Origin of the sequence: Streptomyces sp. YPW6, assembly GCF_018866325.1 — a bacterium.
In the GTDB taxonomy this organism is placed as follows: Bacteria; Actinomycetota; Actinomycetes; order Streptomycetales; family Streptomycetaceae; genus Streptomyces.
This window is the reverse complement of sequence record NZ_CP076457.1, coordinates 3,118,385-3,135,644: the sequence shown is the minus strand read 5'-3', so window position 1 is coordinate 3,135,644 and position 17,260 is coordinate 3,118,385. Positions and strand designations below refer to the sequence as shown.

The window sequence follows — 17,260 nt, the reverse complement described above, 5'->3', positions numbered from 1 at the left end:
AAGCCGGGAGCGGGAGCGGCAGACGGGGGGCGCTCGTTCCGTCCGTGCGACGGCCTGGGCCCGTGGCAGGATGCATCGCAGACCCCGGACCGCGCGGGCAGGGGGGCGTCCCGAGCAGTTGCGAGGAGGTCCGCGGACCCGGGACTCTCTCCCGGCCGGAACACCTCCTTCGGCGGTGGCGAACCCAGGACCCCCGCGGCCGCCCCACTCACCGAAGGATGAATGAACCATGGACAGACGCGCCCTGATGCTGGCCGCCGGCGGACTCCTCGGTGGTGCGGGTGCCGCGCAGGTGCTGGCCGCAGGCCCGGCCGCCGCCGAGCCGGTCCCGCCCACGGTCGTCTTCGACGTACGGGAGCACGGCGCGGTCGGGGACGGCGTGGCCGACGACACCGCCGCCTTCCGCCACGCGCTGACTCTCGCGCGGGCCGTGCCCGGCGGCGGGGCGACGCTGCTGGTGCCGCCCGGCTCGTACGCGCTGGGGGAGTCCCTGCTGCTCGGGCCCGGCATGACCGTACAGGCGCACGGGGCCCGGCTGTTCCGTACGGGCAACACCTCGGCCCTCATCAAGAACTACACCGGTGGCATGCCCGAGGTCGCCGCGTACGAGGGTGCCGGGAACATATCCGTCTTCGGCGGTACGTGGGACATGCGCGGCAGCCAGTTCACCTCGACGTGCCCCGCCTTCGTGTTCACGCACGCGGACGGGTTCACCGTCCGGGACGTCACCGTTCTCGACGTCCCGCGGGCACACGCGATCGAGCTCAACGCCGTGCGCCGGGCCCGGATCGTCGACTGCCTCTTCGACGGCGTGTACGCCGGGACCGGAACTCCGGCCGTACCGAACCGGCTGGAGGCCGTCCAGATCACCGCCGCGACCGGTGCGGCCAACCTGCCCGCACCGGCCTTCGACGGCACGCCCTGCGCCGATGTCCTCATCACCGGCTGCGTGATGCGCAACTCCCGTTCCACCAACGCCCCGTACGACGCGCTCTGCGGGGATCACTACGTCGCACCCGCCGGTGCGCCCGCCGCGCACCGGCGGCCGCACCGGAACATCCGCGTGCTGGCCAACCGCGTGGAGAGCAGCGGAGCCTACGGTGTACGCGCCACCGACTGGGCCCAGTCGGTGATCGCCGACAACACGATCGAGGCGGCCGCGATCACCGGCATCTACGTCAGCTCCGGTTCGGGTATCCCGCTCGCGGACATCTCCGTCACCGGCAACACGATTCTCGGCGCGGGCTCCGGCGGCGGGATCGTCGTGTCCAACACGTCCGCCGGACAGAACAGTTCGGTGGCCGTCAGCGGCAATCTCGTCCGTGCCACGGACGGCGAGACGGGGATCTACGTCAGCCGGACGGACGGGGCGACGATCACCGGCAACGTCGTCGCCACCACCCGGCACCCGTCCGGCGGGAACTGCCAGGGCATCCAGATACAGCGGTCCCCGCACGCGTTGATCACCGGCAACCACCTGTCGGCCGTCGAAGGCGACGGCATCGGCGTCGACACCGAATCGACCGACGCCCTCATCGCCCAGAACACCGTGCTCGGCGCGACCCGCAACGGCATCTCGGTGGCCTCCTCCGAGGCCGCCGTCCGCGACAACCGGATCACCGGCGCGGGCACGGGCGGAGACGCCGGGAGCTACGCGATCCGGATCGGCGGCAACGCGGTCAACGTATCGGTCCGGGGCAACGTCGCCCGCGTCGGCCAGGACGGCGGCGCCGAGGCCGGTATCGGCGTGATGGCCGGCAGCCAAGGAGCCTGGGTCACCGGCAACGACCTGCGGGGATGGGGAACAGCCGTCCGCGACCGGGGCACGGGGACGGTGGCCGACGGCAACCTCGGCTGACCCGCCGCGCCTCCGGACGCCCGGGATTCACCCTCGGCGTCCGGGTGTGGCGTCGGCCCGTCAGGCCGGGACCACCGTCGCGTCCTGCCGGGCGTACGGGCCGCCCAGCCCCCACGCCTGGTGCATGGCGTCCGCGAAGGCGGCGGCCAGGAGGTGTTCGCCGGTCGGGCCGGGGTGCGTGCCGTCGTACGTGTCCGTGTGGATGTCGTAGCCCGGCGGGCGCGAGGCCAGCAGAAGGGGGGAGGACGGGGTGTCGAGGTCGGCCACCGCCTTGGCCAGCAGTTCGTTGAAGCGGGCGCAGGAGGCGGCGAACGGGGCGTCCGTCTCGGCCCGGATGTTCGGTATCACCGGGAGCAGCACCATCCGCAGACGCGGGTTCGCCGTGCGCGCCGCCTCGATGAACGCGCGGGCGTTCGCCGCCGTCTGCTCGGCGTCCGTGTAGAAGCCGAGGTCTATCAGGCCCAGCGACACCAGCAGGACGTCCGCCTCCGTCTCGCGCACCGCGTCCGCGATCACCGGGGCCATGTGCAGCCAGCCCTCGCCCCAGCCGGACAGATGGCGGCGGGCGGCGGACGGGAAGGACGGGTCGGCGTACGCGTCGGAGAGCGGAGCGTTCGCCTCGGCGTCGTACAGCGTCGAGCGCGGGCCGACGATCTCGTACGGGAGGCCGGGGAACGCCTCCAGGTGCTGCCACATCCGGTAGCGCCAGGTGAAGTCGCCGGCGTGCCCGATGGTCATGGAATCGCCGACGAAGAGGAAACGCATGGCGTCATCATGGCCGATCACGGCTCCGGCCTGCGACGTGACGATGGACACTTGTGCCATGCGCCTGTATCCGACCGGGCCGGCCGGCCGCGCCGCCACCGCTCTCGCCGCCTCCCTCACGGTGCTCGTCCCGCTGTTCGCCGGGGCCGGTGCCGCCGTCGCCGACGACGGGCGGCCCGACCGTGACTTCACGATCGAGGACCCCCGGATCACCGAGTCCAGCGGCCTCGCCGCCAGCCGCGTCCACCCCGGCGTCTACTGGACGCACAACGACAGCGACGACGGCCCCTACGTCTTCGCCGTCGACTCCCGCACCGGGAAGACCCTCGCGACGATCACCATGCGGGGGGTGGGGGAGCCGCGCGACGTCGAGGGCATCTCGCTGGGGCCCGACGGCGCCCTCTACGTCGGCGACATCGGGGACAACCTGGACGGGTCGTGGAGCCACGTCTGGATCTACCGGTTCCCCGAGCCGAAGGAGCTGCGCGACGCCACCGTCGACGCCGTCCAGTACGACGTGAAGTACGCCGACGGGCCCCGCAACGCCGAGGCGCTGATGGTCCACCCGAAGACCGGCCGCGTCTACATCGCCTCCAAGAACGAGGACGGCGGCGGCCTCTACGAAGGGCCCGCGAAGCTGACCACCGGGGCCGTGAACACCTTCCGGCGGGTCGGCGAGGTGCCGTGGGTCACGGACGGGGCCTTCTCGCCCGACGGGAAGCGGCTGGTGCTGCGCTCGTACTTCAGCGCCCGCGAGTACGCCTTCGAGGACGGCCGCCTGGGCGAGGACCGGCCGGTCGCCGCGCCGTTCCAGCGACAGGCGGAGTCGGTGACGTACACGGCGGACGGTGCGGCCCTGATGTTCGGCTCGGAGGGGGCGCGGAGCGGCGTCGTCCGGGTGGAGGTGGAAGGCGGCGGCTCCGGGGACGGCGGCCGGGAGCAGGGGAAGCCCTCCGGGAGCGCCGGCGGCGAAGCCGGTGACCAGGGCGGCGGCGAGGCGGACGAGGGCAGGGGCGGTGTCGGGCTCGGTGCGGCGATCGTCGTCGGCGCGGGTGTCCTGTGGCTCGCGCTCCGGCGGAAGCGGGGGCAGGGGTAGCGGCCGGGGCGGGCCGGGGCAGAGGAAGGGCCGGGGTGCTGGGCCCCTCGGTCCCGGGTCCCCTCGGTCTCGGGTCCCCTCGGTCCAGGGTCCCCTCAGTCCTCGTCCGTCACGGGCCACACCTCGTAGTGCAGCGTCCGGTCCCGCTTCAGTCGGTGCGCGATCGGGACCAGCACGCCCTGCACGATCGGGTACTTGCGCGACAGCATCCGCGCCGCGTGCGTGTTCTCCTTCGTGCCCGCCCGCAGCAGCCGTGCGTGCGCTCTGATCCGTGGTCCGGTCGGGACGCCCCGCACCGTGCAGGGCGCGATCTCCACCTGCGGGTGGTTGCGCATCCGCTCGACCTTCCAGGCGGACGAGAACGTGCGGATGAACGCGTGATCGCCCTCGACGGCGATGTTGACCGGTGTGCCGACGGAGGTCCCGTCCTGCCGGCGGGTGCTCAGCAGGACCGCGTACTGCTTGACGAAAGGAGCGAGCTCCCGGCTTGCGTCCATATATCCATTGGGGCACGGGCCGGCCGCCCTGTCATGTTCGGGACGCCGCCCGTTCCGCGGCCCGCTCCCGGACCAGTGCGTCGAAACCGGCGATCAGCCGTTGCAGTCCGAAGGTGAACTGGTCGAAGCCGGGGCTGAAGGTGTCCTCCGCCATGCCCGCCATCATCGGGTACGCGCCGCTCAGCATGGCCCGCTCCAGGTAGGGCCGCTGGCTGTCCCAGAACGCCTCGTCGCTCAGCCCGGTCTGCGCCACCGCCTCCGCCGCGTCGGCCTGGGTGCGGGCGAGGCCCTCCACGAAGCTGTTCACCGCGATGATCACGCCGATCAGCTCGGGGTCCCGCAGCCCCATGCCCCGCAGCCCCGTGAGCGCGAGCTCCAGTCCGCGCAGGGCGCTGGGGCCGAGCACCGTACGCGCCTGGTTGATCTTGAGGAGCCAGGGGTGGCGGCGCAGGGTCTCCAGGTGGCCCCGGGCCATCCGGTCGATCGCCTCGCGCCAGTCGGCGGGGGGCTCGCCGGGGTGGTCGGCGAAGGGTTCGCCGAGGACCCGGTCGAACATCAGGTCCAGCAGCTCGGCCTTGCCGGGGACGTACCGGTAGAGCGACATCGTGCCCGTGCCCAGCTCGGTGGAGAGGCGGCGCATCGAGACGGCGGCCAGCCCCTCCGCGTCCGCGACGGCGACGGCGGTGGTGACGATCCGGTCCAGGGAGAGGCCCGGCCTGGGGCCGCGGCTGGGGCGTTCGCCGGTGCCCCACAGCAGCTCCAGGCTGCGCGCGATGTCGCCGCTCGCGGTGGCCGGTCCGTCCGCCTTCGACGCTGCCCCGGCTGTCGTTCCGTCGTTCGTCATGGGCTCAGCGTACGGGGCCGGGAAGAAAGTGAGTACGGTGTACTCATTATCGGGTACGGTGTACTCAGTTCAGGCGGCCGATCTGTCGGCCGCCGAGCGGAATCAGGGGGTAAGCCATGACTTCATCCGCATCCGCATCCGTGTCCGAATCCGCATCCGCGTCCTCGGCCGTCTGTGCGTCCTCAGCCATGTCCGCGTCCGGGTACGCCGTGCTCGCCGAGGGTGTGGTGAAGCGGTACCAGGGGAAGCGGGCGCTCGACGGCCTCGACCTCGCCGTCCGCCCCGGCACCGTCCACGGCCTCCTCGGTCCGAACGGGGCCGGCAAGACCACCGCCGTGCGCGTCCTCGCCACCCTGCTGCGCCATGACGCGGGTCGGGCCGAGGTCGCCGGGCTCGACGTGGCGCGCGAACCCCGCCGCGTACGGAGCCGGATCGGGCTCACCGGCCAGTACGCGGCCGTCGACGAGGGGATCACCGGGCGGCAGAACCTGGAGATGTTCGGGCGCCTCTTCCACCTGGGCAACCGCCGGGCCCGGGAGCGCGCCGGGGAGCTGCTGGACCGGTTCGGCCTGACCGAGGCGGCCGACAGGGCCGCCACGGCGTACAGCGGCGGCATGCGGCGCCGGCTCGACCTGGCCTCCTCGATGATCCTCCAGCCCGACGTGCTCTTCCTGGACGAGCCGACGACCGGGCTCGACCCGCGCAGCCGGGGCGAGGTCTGGGAGGCGGTCCGGGCGCTGGTGGCGGGCGGTACGACGGTGCTGCTGACCACGCAGTACCTCGACGAGGCGGACCGGCTCGCCTCGCACGTCACCGTCATCGACCGGGGGCGGGCCATCGCCGACGACACCCCGGACGCGCTGAAGAACCGGGTCGGCGGCGACCGGATCGAGGTCGTCGCCGCCGACCCGGGGGACCTCGGCGCAGTGGCGAAGGCCGTCGAGCGGGTGGCCGGGGGCGGGCTCGTCGTCACCGACACCCCCGCCCGCCGGGTGCACGCCCAGGTCACCGACCGGGTGGCCGCGCTCACCGACGTGGTCCGGAGCCTCCAGGACGACGGCATCGCGGTGGAGGACATCGGGCTGCGCCGGCCGAGCCTGGACGACGTGTTCCTGCGGCTGACGGGCCACGGCACCGAGAGTCACGACGCCCCGGAGGTGGCGGCGGCATGACGACCCGCGAACGCGATCCCGCGACGACCGGCGTGCGCCGCTCCACGGGCGGCCCCGACCGCCGCCCCGACCTCGACCACGGCCTCGCCCGCTGGGCCGTCGTCGACTGCTGGAACATCACCCGCCGCACCCTGACCCACTACCAACGGCGGCCGGCCGCGATCGTCTGGCAGCTCGGCTTCCCGATCCTCTCCCTGCTGCTGTACGGGTACGTCTTCGGCAGCGCGATGAGGGTGCCCGGGGGCGGGGACTACCGGGAGTTCCTGATGCCCGGCATGTTCGCGATGACCATGGCCATGGGCTTCATGAACACCGCCGTGGCCGTCGTCACCGACGCCTCGAAGGGGGTCGTCGACCGCTTCCGGTCCATGCCGATGGCCCCGTCCGCGTTCGCCTCCGGGCGCGGGGCGGCCGACCTGGTGGTGGCCGCCGCCGAGCTCGCCATCCTGGCCGTCACCGCCCTGCTCGTCGGCTGGCGCGCGGACGGCGGCGCGACGGGCGCGCTCGGGGCGTTCGGGCTGCTCCTGCTGCTGCGGTTCAGCCTGATCTGGGTCGGCGTCTGGCTCGGCATGCTGGTCCCCACCCCGGAGGCGGCGGGCGGGCTGTACGCGGTCGCCTTCCCCCTCACGATGATCTCCAGCACCTTCGTCTCACCGTCCCTGATGCCGGACTGGCTCGGCTTCGTCGCCTCCTGGAACCCGCTCTCCTCGACCGCGACGGCGACGCGCGAACTGTTCGGCAACCCGGTGGCGGGCGGCGGGACCTGGATCGAGGAGCACGCGTTGCCGATGGCGGTGGTGTGGCCGCTGGTGATCACGCTGGTGTTCCTGCCACTGGCGGTCCGCCGCTTCCAGCGCTTGAGCCGGTGAGCGGCTGACAGAGGCGCTCGTGAGGGGCGGACATGCGCGGCCGGGGCAGGCGCAGGCCGCGTAGGGTCGGGCAGCGTGCCGACGACCGCCGCTCCCCTGCCCGTCACCCCGCCGCCCTTCGCCACCGCCCGTCTCGACGCGCTCCCCCTCGAACCGGCGTACGCCGAGGAGATGGCGGCCGTCCTGGCGGACCCGGTGCTCTACGACTTCACCGGGGGCGAGCCGCCGTCGCGGGACGCGCTGCGGGTCCGGTACGAGCGCCAGTGCGCCGGGTCGCCGGAGCCGGGGGAGCGGTGGTGGAACTGGGTGCTCCGGGTCCGCACGGCCGGAGAAGGGGACGCAGAGGGGGCCGGAGGAGTCGCTGGAGAGGGGACCGGTCGGGCGGACGGGGAGCCGGACGACCGGTCGGATGCGGATTCGGCCGGGCAGCCGGCCGCGAGGATCGTCGGATACGTCCAGGCGACCGTGCGGGGTCCGCGCGCGGAGATCGCCTGGGTGATCGGAACGCCCTGGCAGGGCCGGGGGTACGCGCGCGAGGCCGCTCGGGGCCTGGCGGCCCACCTGGCCTCGGCCGGGGGCGTGCGGGAGCTCGTCGCCCACATCCACCCCGACCATGCCGCGTCCGCCGGGGTGGCGGTGGCGGCGGGCCTCGGCCCGACCGGGGAGTGGGAGGACGGCGAGCGGCGGTGGGCCGGGAACGTGCCGCCTCCCCCGATGCCACAGCAGTGACCGGGACCGGAGTGCCGCCAGGCGCCGGAAGAGGGCGCCGGACGCGGGGATGGGAGTGCCGCCTGACGCCGGGACGGGAGCGTGGCCCGATGCCGGGGCCGGAGTGCCGCCCGATGCCGAGGGGGGCCGCCTGACGCCGGGACAGGAGGCCTGACCAGCCCCTAGGGTGAGGCGCCATGACCACCCCTGACCTGTCGTCCGACTTCCTGCACGCCACCCGGACCTCGTACGACGCCATGGCCCCCGCCTACGCCGACTTCGCCCGCGGCGAGCTGGCGGCCAAGCCCTTGGAGCGTGCGCTGTTACGTGCGTTCGCGGAACTGGCGGCGGCGGGCGGCGGCCTCCCCGTGGCCGATGTCGGCTGCGGAACGGGCCGGGTGACCGGGTATCTCCACGGACTCGGCCGGGGACTGGACGTGTTCGGGATCGACCTCTCCCCGCAGATGGTCGCGGTGGCGCGGCAGGAGCATCCCGGGCTGCGCTTCGAGGAGGGCTCCATGCTCGCCCTCGACCTGCCGGACGCGTCGCTGGGCGGGCTGCTCGCCTGGTACTCGACGATCCACGTCCCGGACGAGGAACTGCCGCGCGCCTTCGCGGAGTTCCACCGCGTGCTCGCCCCGGGCGGCCACGTGCAGCTGGGCTTCCAGGTCGGTGACGAGCCGCTGCGGCTGACGGATGCCTGGGGCCTGGAGGTGTCGCTCGTCTTCCACCGGCGGCAGCCCGAGCGGGTGGCCGGACTGCTGCGGGAAGCGGGCCTGGAGGTGGTGTCCCGGGTGTGGCGGGAGCGGGAGACGGACGGTCCGTTCCCGGAGCGGGCGCCGCAGGGGTTCGTCCTGGCGCGCAGGCCGGTTGTCAGTGGCGGCTGTGACGATGGGGACAACAGCGCAACGGACTGACCGGGCGCGGACCGACCGGCACACGGACTGAGGGGGAGCCCATGGGCGCCTGGGACATCGGCCACTTCGACAACGACACCGCGGCCGACTTCGGCGGCCGGGTCGACGACGCGGAGCCGGGGAAGAAGGCGGACGTGCTCCGCGACATCCTGGCCTCGGTCGCGGGCACCGGCCCCGAGGAGTACGTGGACGGAGGGGAGGAGGCGGTGGCCGCCGCCGCGCTGGTCGCCGCCCAGTGTCCCGGCGGCGCCCCCGTCACCACGCCGTACGGCCCGAAGAACCCGCTGCCGCCGCTGCCGGCCGATCTGCGCCCGCTGGCCGTCCGGGCCCTGGACCGCCTCACCGCGAAGAACGCCGAGCCGCTGGACCTGTGGGCGGACGCCGGGGCGGACCGGGAGTGGCTGGCGGGGATAGCGGCGCTGCGGGCGGTACTGGCAGCGGCGTGACCCCGCCCGCGCCTCAGCGTTTCGGGCTGCCCGCCCGCACGAGTTCTTCGACGTCCAGGGAGACTTCGGCGCCGATGGAGTCGGGGAGGGTGACCGTTTGACCGGGCGCGTAGACCTGGTGGTTGTCGTAACCACCGGCGAGCGGTTCGGTCAGGACGTGGACCCGGCTGTGCTTGCGGTCGAGGATGACGTAGACCGGGATCTTGGCCTGGGCATAGGCCGTGACCTTGTTGCGGAGATCGTTCTGGTAGTTCCCGGAGGTGACCTCCAGCACAAGACGGAAGACGCTGGGGTCGTAGGTGGCGTTCTCGGCCTGATGGTCTCTGTAGTCCGCGTCGACGAGCGCCAGATCGGGGATGGCATAGTCATAGGGGCCACTGGGCAGCCAGAGACCGGCCCCCTGAAGGATTCTGGACTCCTGGCCGTGGAGCCCCGCGGCTCCGAAAAGGAGCGCGAGTGTGGTCAGTGCGTCGGCGTGCGGGCCGTCCGGGGACGGGGCCACGGTGATGACGCCTCCGATGATCTCGACGCGGCGACCCGGGAGCTGATCGGACAGTTCGTTGGCGCTGTCCAGCAGCGAGAATTCCGGCTCACCGTCACAGGGGTGCTCGACTGCTGATGCAGACATTGCGGGCCTCCTGGAATGGGCTGGTGTCGAGAGCATCATCGTAGGGCGGGACTGCCCCAGATCGCGCTTCTGGCATATGCCGCCCGGTCGAGTGAAGCAGAAACGGCCCGGCACCCCACGTGGGTGCCGGGCCGTCTTCGTACAGCCGTACAGCCGCACAGAACCGAAGGGCTAGAGCTTCTCGATCACGAAGTCGATGCACGCCGTCAGCGCCTGCACGTCCGCCGGGTCGATCGCCGGGAACATCGCCACGCGCAGCTGGTTGCGGCCCAGCTTGCGGTACGGCTCGGTGTCCACGATGCCGTTGGCGCGCAGCACCTTGGCGACGGCCGCCGCGTCGATCTCGTCCGCGAAGTCGATCGTGCCGATGACCTGCGAGCGCTTCGCCGGGTCCGTGACGAACGGGGTGGCGTACTTCGACTCGTCGGCCCAGCCGTAGAGGTGGCCCGAGGACGCGGCCGTGCGGCCCGTCGTGAAGTCCAGGCCGCCCTGGGTGTTCATCCACTTCAGCTGCTCGTTCAGCAGGAAGAGGGTGGACAGCGCCGGGGTGTTGTACGTCTGGTTCTTCAGCGAGTTGTCGATCGCGGTCGGCAGCGAGAAGAACTCCGGGACGTGCCGGCCCGAGGCGTGGATCCGGGCCGCGCGCTCCAGCGCCGCCGGGGAGAACACGCCGATCCACAGGCCGCCGTCGGAGGCGAAGGACTTCTGCGGGGCGAAGTAGTAGACGTCGGACTCGGTGATGTCGACCGGCAGGCCGCCCGCGCCCGAGGTGGCGTCCACCAGGACGAGCGCGCCCTCGTCGGCGCCCGCGACGCGCTTGACCGGCGCCGCGACACCCGTCGAGGTCTCGTTGTGGGTGAAGGCGTAGACGTCGACACCCGCCTCCGCCTGCGGCTCCGGGTGGGTGCCCGGGTCGGAGGCGATGACGGTGGGGTCGGACAGCCAGGGCGCGAGCTTCGCGGCCTTGGCGAACTTGGAGGAGAACTCGCCGAAGTTCAGGTGCTGGGACTTCGTGTCGATCAGACCGTGCGTCGCCACGTCCCAGAAGGCGGTGGAGCCGCCGTTGCCGAGGATGACCTCGTACCCCTCGGGCAGGGAGAAGAGGGCGCGCACACCGTCCCGTACCTCGCCGACCAGGTTCTTGACCGGGGCCTGGCGGTGGGACGTACCGAGGAGAGAGGTGCCGGTGGCGGCCAGCGCGTCGAGCGCCTCCGTCCGCACCTTGGAAGGACCGGCGCCGAAGCGTCCGTCGGCGGGCTTGATGTCAGCGGGAATCTGGATGTCGGCCACGGGACGGAGCGTAGTCCCTCGGTGGCACGGCTTCGACACCGTGTCCGTCCGGTGAGACGTCCACTTCGCGCTCTTGACCGCGAGCGGTGGCGGGTGCACGCTGCGCCACAGCTGAGCGGAGGCCGACGTTCCGGCCCGCGGGGCCCTGGACGGCAGCGGGTACCCCGGCCCGCCGGCTCCGGGGCTCGGCGGGTACCCCGGCCCGCGGGCTCCTGTCTGGTGGCTTGGCCTGCGGCCCGCGGGCTCCTGTGGTGGCGCGTGCCGGGCCCGCGGGCTCCAGGAGGTCGCGGGCCGCGACCCGGGCGTCGGCGGGTGGCGCGCCCGCGCGTCGGCGAGGGCTGCCCCGAGGCGTCACCCGCGACGAGCGGTCAGGCGTCGCCGCCGAACGGGCAGCCCAGCTTCACCGGCAGTTCGTGCAGGTCGTTCTGCGTCACGATCGGCTTGTTGCGCAGTTCGGACGCCGGGACCGCCAGGTCCAGTTCCGGGAACCTCTCGTAGAGGGCCGGGAGCGCGATGCCCGCTTCCAGGCGGGACAGCGCCGCGCCGGGACAGACGTGCGGGCCGTGCCCGAAGGCGATGTGGCGGTTCGGGGTGCGGGCGGCGTCGAAGTCGCCCGCCGTCGGGCCGTACTGCTCCTCGTCCCGGCCCAGTGCGCCGAACGAGATGACCAGGCCCTCGCCCTTCGGGAGGATCCTGTCGCCGACCTCGATGTCCTCCGTCGCGAAGCGGATCAGGACGTGCGAGGTCGGGGTGTTCCAGCGCAGGGTCTCCTCGATCACGCCCTCCCAGCCGATCTCGCCGTCGAGCACCTTCCTGCGCTGCTCGGGGTGGGTCTGGAGGGCTTCCACCACGTTGACGATCAGGCTGATCGTGGTCTCGTGTCCGGCGGCGATGATCAGTTGCAGCGTGTTGACGATCTCCTCGTCGGTGAGGTGGTCGCCGTTCTCCGAGGCCGCGATCAGCGCGCTGGTGAGGTCGTCGCCCGGGTTCGCCCGCTTGTCGTCGACGATCTTCGTGAAGAGCTTCGCCAGGTCCGCCATCATCTGCGGGACCTCCTCCGGCGGGGTCTGCGTCGAGAAGAACTTCTCGAACAGCTCCTTCAGCCGCGGGTGGTCCGCCGCGTCCACGCCCATCAGCTCGCTGATGACGTTCATGGGGAGGGGGTAGGCGAACTCCGCCTTCAGGTCCACCGGCTGCCCGGCGGGGAGGGCCGCCAGCTTCTCCAGGCTCGCGTTCGTCAGGGCCTCGATGCCCGCCCGCAGCCGCTCCACCCGCTTCACCGTGAGCGCCTGCGCCACCAGCGTACGGAGCCGGCGGTGGTCGGCCCCGTCGACCGTCAGCATCGAACGGCCCGGGTTGACCAGGCCGATCAGCGGCCAGTCCATCGGTATCTCGCCGCGCCGCCAGGCGTTCCAGACGTTGATGTCCTTGACCACCCGGCTGTCGGTGAGCAGCGCGCGGGCCTCCGCGTGGCGGGTGACCGCGTAGACGTGCACCCCGCCCGGCAGCTCCACCTCCGCCAGCGGACCGGCGGCCCGCAGCGCGGCGCTCTCGCCGTCGAGGTCTCTGACGAAGGGGTCGAGCGCGATACGGGTCATACGGGGCCTCCGTGGCTTCCGGGGTTGCTGGGGGGTGTCTGACCATTCGGCGCGGATCGGCGGGCGGCGCCGGGCGCGGTGCATCGCACGGCGCCGGAGCGTCCTCGGACGGGGCCTCCCCCGCTCGATGGGAGTCGCGAGCCCGGGGACGGATCCACCAGGGCTTTCGGCAACGCCGCGAGATGCCGTGCCGGGCGTCGCCCGCCCGCGCGGAACGGTTCAGACACCCCCGAGGGCAGGGGTGGGAGTGAAGAGCACCGGCAGGTCCGTCAGACCGCGCAGCCACGGCGACGGGCGGCGGGTGAGCTGCTCGGCGGGGACGGCGAGGTCCACGTCCGGCAGCCGGTCGAGCAGGACCTCGATACCGGTACGGGCGATGACCTCGGCGGTCTCCTGGGCCGGGAACGGGCAGCGGTGCTCGCCGTGGCCGAAGGAGAGGAAGGCGTTGTTGCCGCCGGTCAGCGCCGAGCCGTCGGTGCGCACCTGCGGGTCGCCGTTGGCGGCGGCGAGGCCGAGGAGCAGCAGGTCGCCGGCGCGGATGTGCCGGCCGCCGAGGTGGGTGTCGCGGGCGGCCCAGCGGCCGGCCACGTTCTGCGTCGGGGTGTCCTCCCAGAGGACCTCGTTCATGGCCTCGGCGACGCTGTGCCGGCCGCCGGAGAGCGAGGCGGCGAACCGGTCGTCGGTCAGCATGAGGCGCAGCGAGTTGCCCATCCAGTCGGCGGTCGGCTGGTGGCCGGCCGCCATCATCACCATGAGGTCCTGGGCGACCTCCTCGTCGGTGAAGCCGCCGGGGGCGTCGAGCATCCGGGTGGCCACGTCGTCGCCGGGTTCGGCGTGCTTGTCCGCCAGGAGCCGGAACATCGAGGTGCCCAGGTGCTGCTGTCCGGCCAGCGCCCGCTCCCGGCCGTCGATCATGTCGTTGATCGCGCCGACCAGGGGGTGGGCCTCCTCGTCGGAGAAGCCGTAGATCTTCGCCAGGACCAGGGCGGGGAGCAGCTTGGCGTACTCCGCGATGATGTCGACCGAGCCCTTGGTGCAGAACCGGTCGATCAGCTCGTCGGCGAACTCCTCCGCGTACCGCTTCAGCGAGAACGGGTCGACGCCCTCCAGCGCGTTGCTGATCATCATCGCGCGGACGCTGTGGCGTTCGCCGACCGTGTAGAGGATGGAGGGCTGCTTGCGCCCGATCATCGGCAGCAGCGGCCAGTCGTCGGGGATCTCGTCCCACTGGTTCCACAGGTCGGAGTCCCGGCTGAAGAGGACCGGGTCGCCGGTGACCTGGTGCAGTTCGCGGTAGCCGAGGACGAGCCAGGCGGGGATGCCGCCGTCGAGGACGACCGGGGCGATCGCCCCGTGGTCGCGCCGCAGGTCCCGGTAGAGCTGGACGGGGTCGCTCTGGAAGCGGGGCCCGGACAGCGGGACGGAGGTGTGGGTGACGGGGCAGCCGGAGGCAGTGGTCACGGGGCGGACTCCGGGGTCGGGCCGGCCGCCGCCAGGGCCGCCGCGGGCGCGGCCGCCGCGGTGGCGGCCGTTCCGGGGGCGTGGAGGCGGGCGGCGGAGAGCGCGGCGAGATGCTCGACGAGCGTGATCAGCACGTACTTGCTGGAGGACCGGTCACGCGCGTCGCACTCCACCAGCGGTACGTCGTCCGCGAGGTCCAGGGCCTCGCGGATCTGCTGCTCGCTGTGGAGCGGGCCGCCGAAGTCGTTGCACGCCACGATGAACGGCGTGCCGTGGTGCTCCAGGCGGTCGATGGCGTACCAGGAGTCGGCGAGGCGGCGGGTGTCGACGAGGACGACCGCGCCGAGGGTTCCGGCGAACAGCCGGTCCCACAGGAACCAGAAGCGTTCCTGTCCGGGCGCGCCGAAGAGGTACAGCACGGAGCGCTCGTCGAGCGAGATGCGGCCGAAGTCGAACGCCACCGTGGTGGAGGTCTTGGCGTGGACGCCGTCGAGGTCGTCGACGGCCTCGCCCGCGCGGGTCATGGTCTCCTCCGTGTTGAGCGGACGGATCTCGCTCACGGATCGGACCATGGTGGTCTTGCCGACGCCGAAGCCGCCCACGACAACGATCTTGAGTCCGTTGTCGGCGGTGGAGCTCAGGGTGGCGCGGTCAGAGGTTGCGGAGTCCAACGAGCACCTGTTCCAGGATGTCGGGGTCGGGGAGCCGGTCCGCGACACGGGCTGTACGGGGGTGGCGGGCGCTGATCCGGCCGGTGTCGAGCAGGTCGCAGAGCAGGATGCGGACGATGCTGACCGGCAGGTTCAGGCTCGCGGCGATCTCGACGACGGCGGTGGGGCCCTGGCACATCCGCAGGATCGCGGTGTGCTCGGACTGCATCCCCGGGGACGGGTCGCACTCGGCGACGACGAGCGTCACCAGGTCGAAGGCTGCGGAGTCGGACCGGCTGCGGCCCCCGGTGAGGGTGTACAGCCGGTCCGGATCGTCGTCGCGGCCCGGTCGGGGGCGGGGCGCCGTCGTCATACGGCCGGGGCCTCGGCGGGTTCGCGCGGCGGCGCGACGAGGTGCTCGCCGAGCTGCTCGACGAGCTCGCTCATGTTGTGGCCGACGAGGCCCACGTCGGAGTCCTCGTCGGCGACGACGGCCAGGTGGGCCCCGGCCCCCGCCTCGACGATGAACAGCACGCCGCCGTAGAACTCGGCCATCGCGGACCGTACGCCGCCGGTGCCGTCGCCGAACTCGATGGACGCGCCGTGCGACAGGCTCTGGATCCCGGCGGAGATGGCGGCCAGCTGGTCGGCCTGGTCGACGGAGAGCTCGGGGGTGCGGCACAGCTTGAGGCCGTCGCGGGACAGGACGAGGGCGTGGCGGGTACCGGGGGTGCGGTCGAGCAGCCCCTCCAGCAGCCAGTTGAGCTTCTCGTCGGTGGTCGCGGTCATCGGGTGTTGCCTTCCGGGTGCGGGGAGGTGGCTCGTACCGCCTTGCTGAAGGTGCTGAAGCGCGCTGCCTGGACCTTCGGGTCGGTGGTACGGGCCCGGGGGGTGTCGGCTCCGCCGGGGGCGGCGTTGCCGGTACGGGCTTCGGCGGCGGCCAGGGTCCGGCCTCGGCGGCGCTTGGGCAGGCCGCTCTCGCCGAACTCGGGCACGCTGCCGGTGGACTCGGAGGCCGAGTCCACGGAGGGGGCCGTGGAGCCAGGGGGAGCCGGGGAGTCCGCTTCCGCCGCCGAGGTCGGGCGTGTGGAGGCGTCGTCCTCGGTGCGGGTCCGCGGGATCCGGTGCGCGTCGAAGGCGTCGTCGGGGCCCGTTCCGGCGGCGGAGGCGTGCGCGGGCTCGGGCTCGGCGGGGAGCCCGGCGGCCGCAGCGGTGTCCCCGGGGGACGCCGGGGACACCGGGGCGCTCGCAGCGGTCGCGGTCGGCGTCGGCGTTGCCGCCGGTTCCGGTGCTGCCGCTGCCGCCGGGGCCGGTGCGACCGCGCGGGAGATCAGCTCCTGGGGGAGCATCATCAGCGCGCCCGTGCCGCCCCGGGCGGAGGGCCGGAAGGAGACGGTCAGGCCGTGCTTGCGGGCCAGCCGGCCGACGACCGCGAGGCCGAGTCGGGTGCCGGAGAGGTTGGTGAGGTTCTGGTGGTCGGCGGAGACCGCCCGCTCCGCGCGGCGCAGCTGCACCTCGCTCATGACGAGCCCGCTGTCCTCGACGGTGATGACGATGCCCGCCGGGACCTCCTCCACGTACACGTGCACCTCGGCGGTGGGCGGCGAGAAGTTGGCAGCGTTGTCGAGGAGTTCGGCGAGCGCGTGCATGACGCCCTCGGCCGCGTGACCGGCGATGGCGACATCGCTGGAGGAGTGGAGACGGACCCGCTGGTAGCTGCCGATCCGGCCCATCGCGCCGCGCAGGATCGACTCCATGACGATCGGCTTCGCCCAGCGCCGGCCGGAGCGGGCGCCGGTCAGCACGGCGATGGAGTCGGCGAGGCGGCCCGCCTGGGCGGTGCGGTGGTCCAGGTGGAGCAGGTCCCCGAGCACGGACTCGTCGGAGTGCCGGTGCTCCATCTCGCGGAGGTCGGCCAGCATGCTGGTGGACAGGGCCTGCATCCGGCCCGCCGCGTTGGCGCAGGCGGCGATGGCGGCGGAGCGCTCCGTCTCGGCGCGCGTGGCACGGGCCGCCAGGCGGTCGACGCTGACCTGGAGGCGGGCCTGTTCGGCGGCGGCGGCCGCGGCGATCCGCTCGTTCTCGGCGCGGGCCTCGGCGACGAGCCGGCTGGTCTCGCCGGCGGCGGCGCCCTTGATCCGGGCGGTCTCCGCCGTGAAGCGCTGGGCCTCGGCGGCGGAGGCGGAGACCAGGCGCGAGGTCTCGGAGGTGAACCGCTGGGCGTCGGCGGCCCGCAGGGCGCGCAGCGTCCGCGCGGTCCCCAGGGTGTGGACGGTGACGGCCACGCAGACGCTCAGCAGCACGGCGGCTGCGCCCGCGCCCCAGGCCAGCGGGGTCCGTACCGTGTCAGGGGCCGCGGCGACGGCCCACAGGGTCAGCGTGCCGGTAGCGGCTGCCGATATCAGCAGGGCGAGTGCGGTGGGCCGGTGTGAGGGGCGCAATCGGAGTCCTCGGTGGCGGA

Annotated in this window: 19 protein-coding genes; 7 read left to right on the top strand and 12 right to left on the bottom strand. The window is 73.1% G+C overall.

The features are described 5' to 3' along the window. Positions 1–229 precede the first annotated feature (229 nt). Positions 230–1,858: a right-handed parallel beta-helix repeat-containing protein gene (locus KME66_RS13645; protein WP_216322274.1), complete on the top strand. Its 1,629-nt coding sequence runs from the start codon at positions 230–232 to the stop codon at positions 1,856–1,858. Positions 1,859–1,918: 60 nt separating this feature from the next. Here KME66_RS13645 and KME66_RS13640 read toward each other — a convergent pair whose 3' ends face one another. Then, complete coding sequence (locus KME66_RS13640) at positions 1,919–2,683, bottom strand: GDSL-type esterase/lipase family protein (protein WP_216322270.1); 765 nt, start codon at positions 2,681–2,683, stop codon at positions 1,919–1,921. Here KME66_RS13640 and KME66_RS13635 point away from each other — a divergent pair. After that, positions 2,682–3,719, top strand: coding sequence for an esterase-like activity of phytase family protein (locus KME66_RS13635; RefSeq protein WP_216322268.1), 1,038 nt, complete (start codon positions 2,682–2,684; stop codon positions 3,717–3,719). The genes KME66_RS13640 and KME66_RS13635 overlap by 2 nt on opposite strands. A gap of 95 nt (positions 3,720–3,814) precedes the next feature. Here the strand turns inward: KME66_RS13635 and KME66_RS13630 are convergent, their stop codons facing one another. From KME66_RS13630 to KME66_RS34405, 3 genes are all read right to left on the bottom strand, one after another. After that, positions 3,815–4,216 (bottom strand): PPOX class F420-dependent oxidoreductase, encoded by a 402-nt coding sequence (locus tag KME66_RS13630; protein ID WP_216322265.1) that lies wholly within the window; start codon positions 4,214–4,216, stop codon positions 3,815–3,817. 31 nt (positions 4,217–4,247) lie between these two features. Next, positions 4,248–5,060 carry a TetR/AcrR family transcriptional regulator gene (locus KME66_RS13625; protein WP_073219668.1) on the bottom strand — a complete coding sequence of 271 codons (813 nt, stop codon included), beginning with the start codon at positions 5,058–5,060 and terminating at the stop codon, positions 4,248–4,250. Positions 5,061–5,124: 64 nt separating this feature from the next. Continuing rightward, entirely contained in the window at positions 5,125–5,250 is a 126-nt protein-coding gene (locus tag KME66_RS34405) for a hypothetical protein (RefSeq protein WP_301184492.1), read from the bottom strand. Here KME66_RS34405 and KME66_RS13620 point away from each other — a divergent pair. The 5 genes from KME66_RS13620 (at position 5,249) to KME66_RS13600 (ending at position 9,172) form a co-directional block, all read left to right on the top strand. Next, positions 5,249–6,232 (top strand): ATP-binding cassette domain-containing protein, encoded by a 984-nt coding sequence (locus KME66_RS13620; protein ID WP_216322263.1) that lies wholly within the window; start codon positions 5,249–5,251, stop codon positions 6,230–6,232. The genes KME66_RS34405 and KME66_RS13620 overlap by 2 nt on opposite strands. Further along, complete coding sequence (locus KME66_RS13615) at positions 6,229–7,101, top strand: ABC transporter permease (RefSeq protein WP_216322259.1); 873 nt, start codon at positions 6,229–6,231, stop codon at positions 7,099–7,101. Before KME66_RS13620 ends, KME66_RS13615 begins: the two co-directional genes overlap by 4 nt. Positions 7,102–7,176: 75 nt before the next feature. Next, the gene (locus KME66_RS13610) at positions 7,177–7,830 is read left to right on the top strand and encodes a GNAT family N-acetyltransferase (protein WP_216322256.1); all 654 of its coding nucleotides are present in this window, start codon (positions 7,177–7,179) and stop codon (positions 7,828–7,830) included. A gap of 176 nt (positions 7,831–8,006) precedes the next feature. Continuing rightward, the gene (locus tag KME66_RS13605) at positions 8,007–8,726 is read left to right on the top strand and encodes a class I SAM-dependent methyltransferase (RefSeq protein ID WP_073219680.1); all 720 of its coding nucleotides are present in this window, start codon (positions 8,007–8,009) and stop codon (positions 8,724–8,726) included. A gap of 41 nt (positions 8,727–8,767) precedes the next feature. After that, positions 8,768–9,172: a DUF4259 domain-containing protein gene (locus KME66_RS13600; protein ID WP_216322252.1), complete on the top strand. Its 405-nt coding sequence runs from the start codon at positions 8,768–8,770 to the stop codon at positions 9,170–9,172. A gap of 13 nt (positions 9,173–9,185) precedes the next feature. On the opposite strand, the gene KME66_RS13595 is transcribed toward KME66_RS13600, so the two are convergent. The 8 genes from KME66_RS13595 to KME66_RS13560 all read right to left on the bottom strand — a co-directional run bounded on the left by KME66_RS13595 (position 9,186) and on the right by KME66_RS13560 (position 17,240). Then, positions 9,186–9,800 carry a Uma2 family endonuclease gene (locus KME66_RS13595; protein WP_216322250.1) on the bottom strand — a complete coding sequence of 205 codons (615 nt, stop codon included), beginning with the start codon at positions 9,798–9,800 and terminating at the stop codon, positions 9,186–9,188. 171 nt (positions 9,801–9,971) lie between these two features. Beyond that, entirely contained in the window at positions 9,972–11,090 is a 1,119-nt protein-coding gene (gene serC / locus KME66_RS13590; protein ID WP_216322247.1) for a phosphoserine transaminase, read from the bottom strand. A gap of 368 nt (positions 11,091–11,458) precedes the next feature. Then, entirely contained in the window at positions 11,459–12,688 is a 1,230-nt protein-coding gene (locus tag KME66_RS13585) for a cytochrome P450 (RefSeq protein WP_216322243.1), read from the bottom strand. A gap of 219 nt (positions 12,689–12,907) precedes the next feature. Next, the gene (locus KME66_RS13580) at positions 12,908–14,149 is read right to left on the bottom strand and encodes a cytochrome P450 (protein ID WP_216322240.1); all 1,242 of its coding nucleotides are present in this window, start codon (positions 14,147–14,149) and stop codon (positions 12,908–12,910) included. After that, a complete protein-coding gene (locus tag KME66_RS13575) occupies positions 14,146–14,820 on the bottom strand; it encodes an ATP/GTP-binding protein (protein ID WP_073219694.1) in 675 nt (224 codons plus the stop codon). Before KME66_RS13575 ends, KME66_RS13580 begins: the two co-directional genes overlap by 4 nt. After that, positions 14,801–15,172: a DUF742 domain-containing protein gene (locus KME66_RS13570; protein WP_216322237.1), complete on the bottom strand. Its 372-nt coding sequence runs from the start codon at positions 15,170–15,172 to the stop codon at positions 14,801–14,803. Before KME66_RS13570 ends, KME66_RS13575 begins: the two co-directional genes overlap by 20 nt. After that, positions 15,169–15,588: a roadblock/LC7 domain-containing protein gene (locus tag KME66_RS13565; protein WP_030709614.1), complete on the bottom strand. Its 420-nt coding sequence runs from the start codon at positions 15,586–15,588 to the stop codon at positions 15,169–15,171. Before KME66_RS13565 ends, KME66_RS13570 begins: the two co-directional genes overlap by 4 nt. Next, a complete protein-coding gene (locus tag KME66_RS13560) occupies positions 15,585–17,240 on the bottom strand; it encodes a sensor histidine kinase KdpD (protein ID WP_216322234.1) in 1,656 nt (551 codons plus the stop codon). The genes KME66_RS13565 and KME66_RS13560 overlap by 4 nt, the downstream gene beginning before the upstream one ends. Between the last annotated feature and the right edge of the window lie 20 nt (positions 17,241–17,260).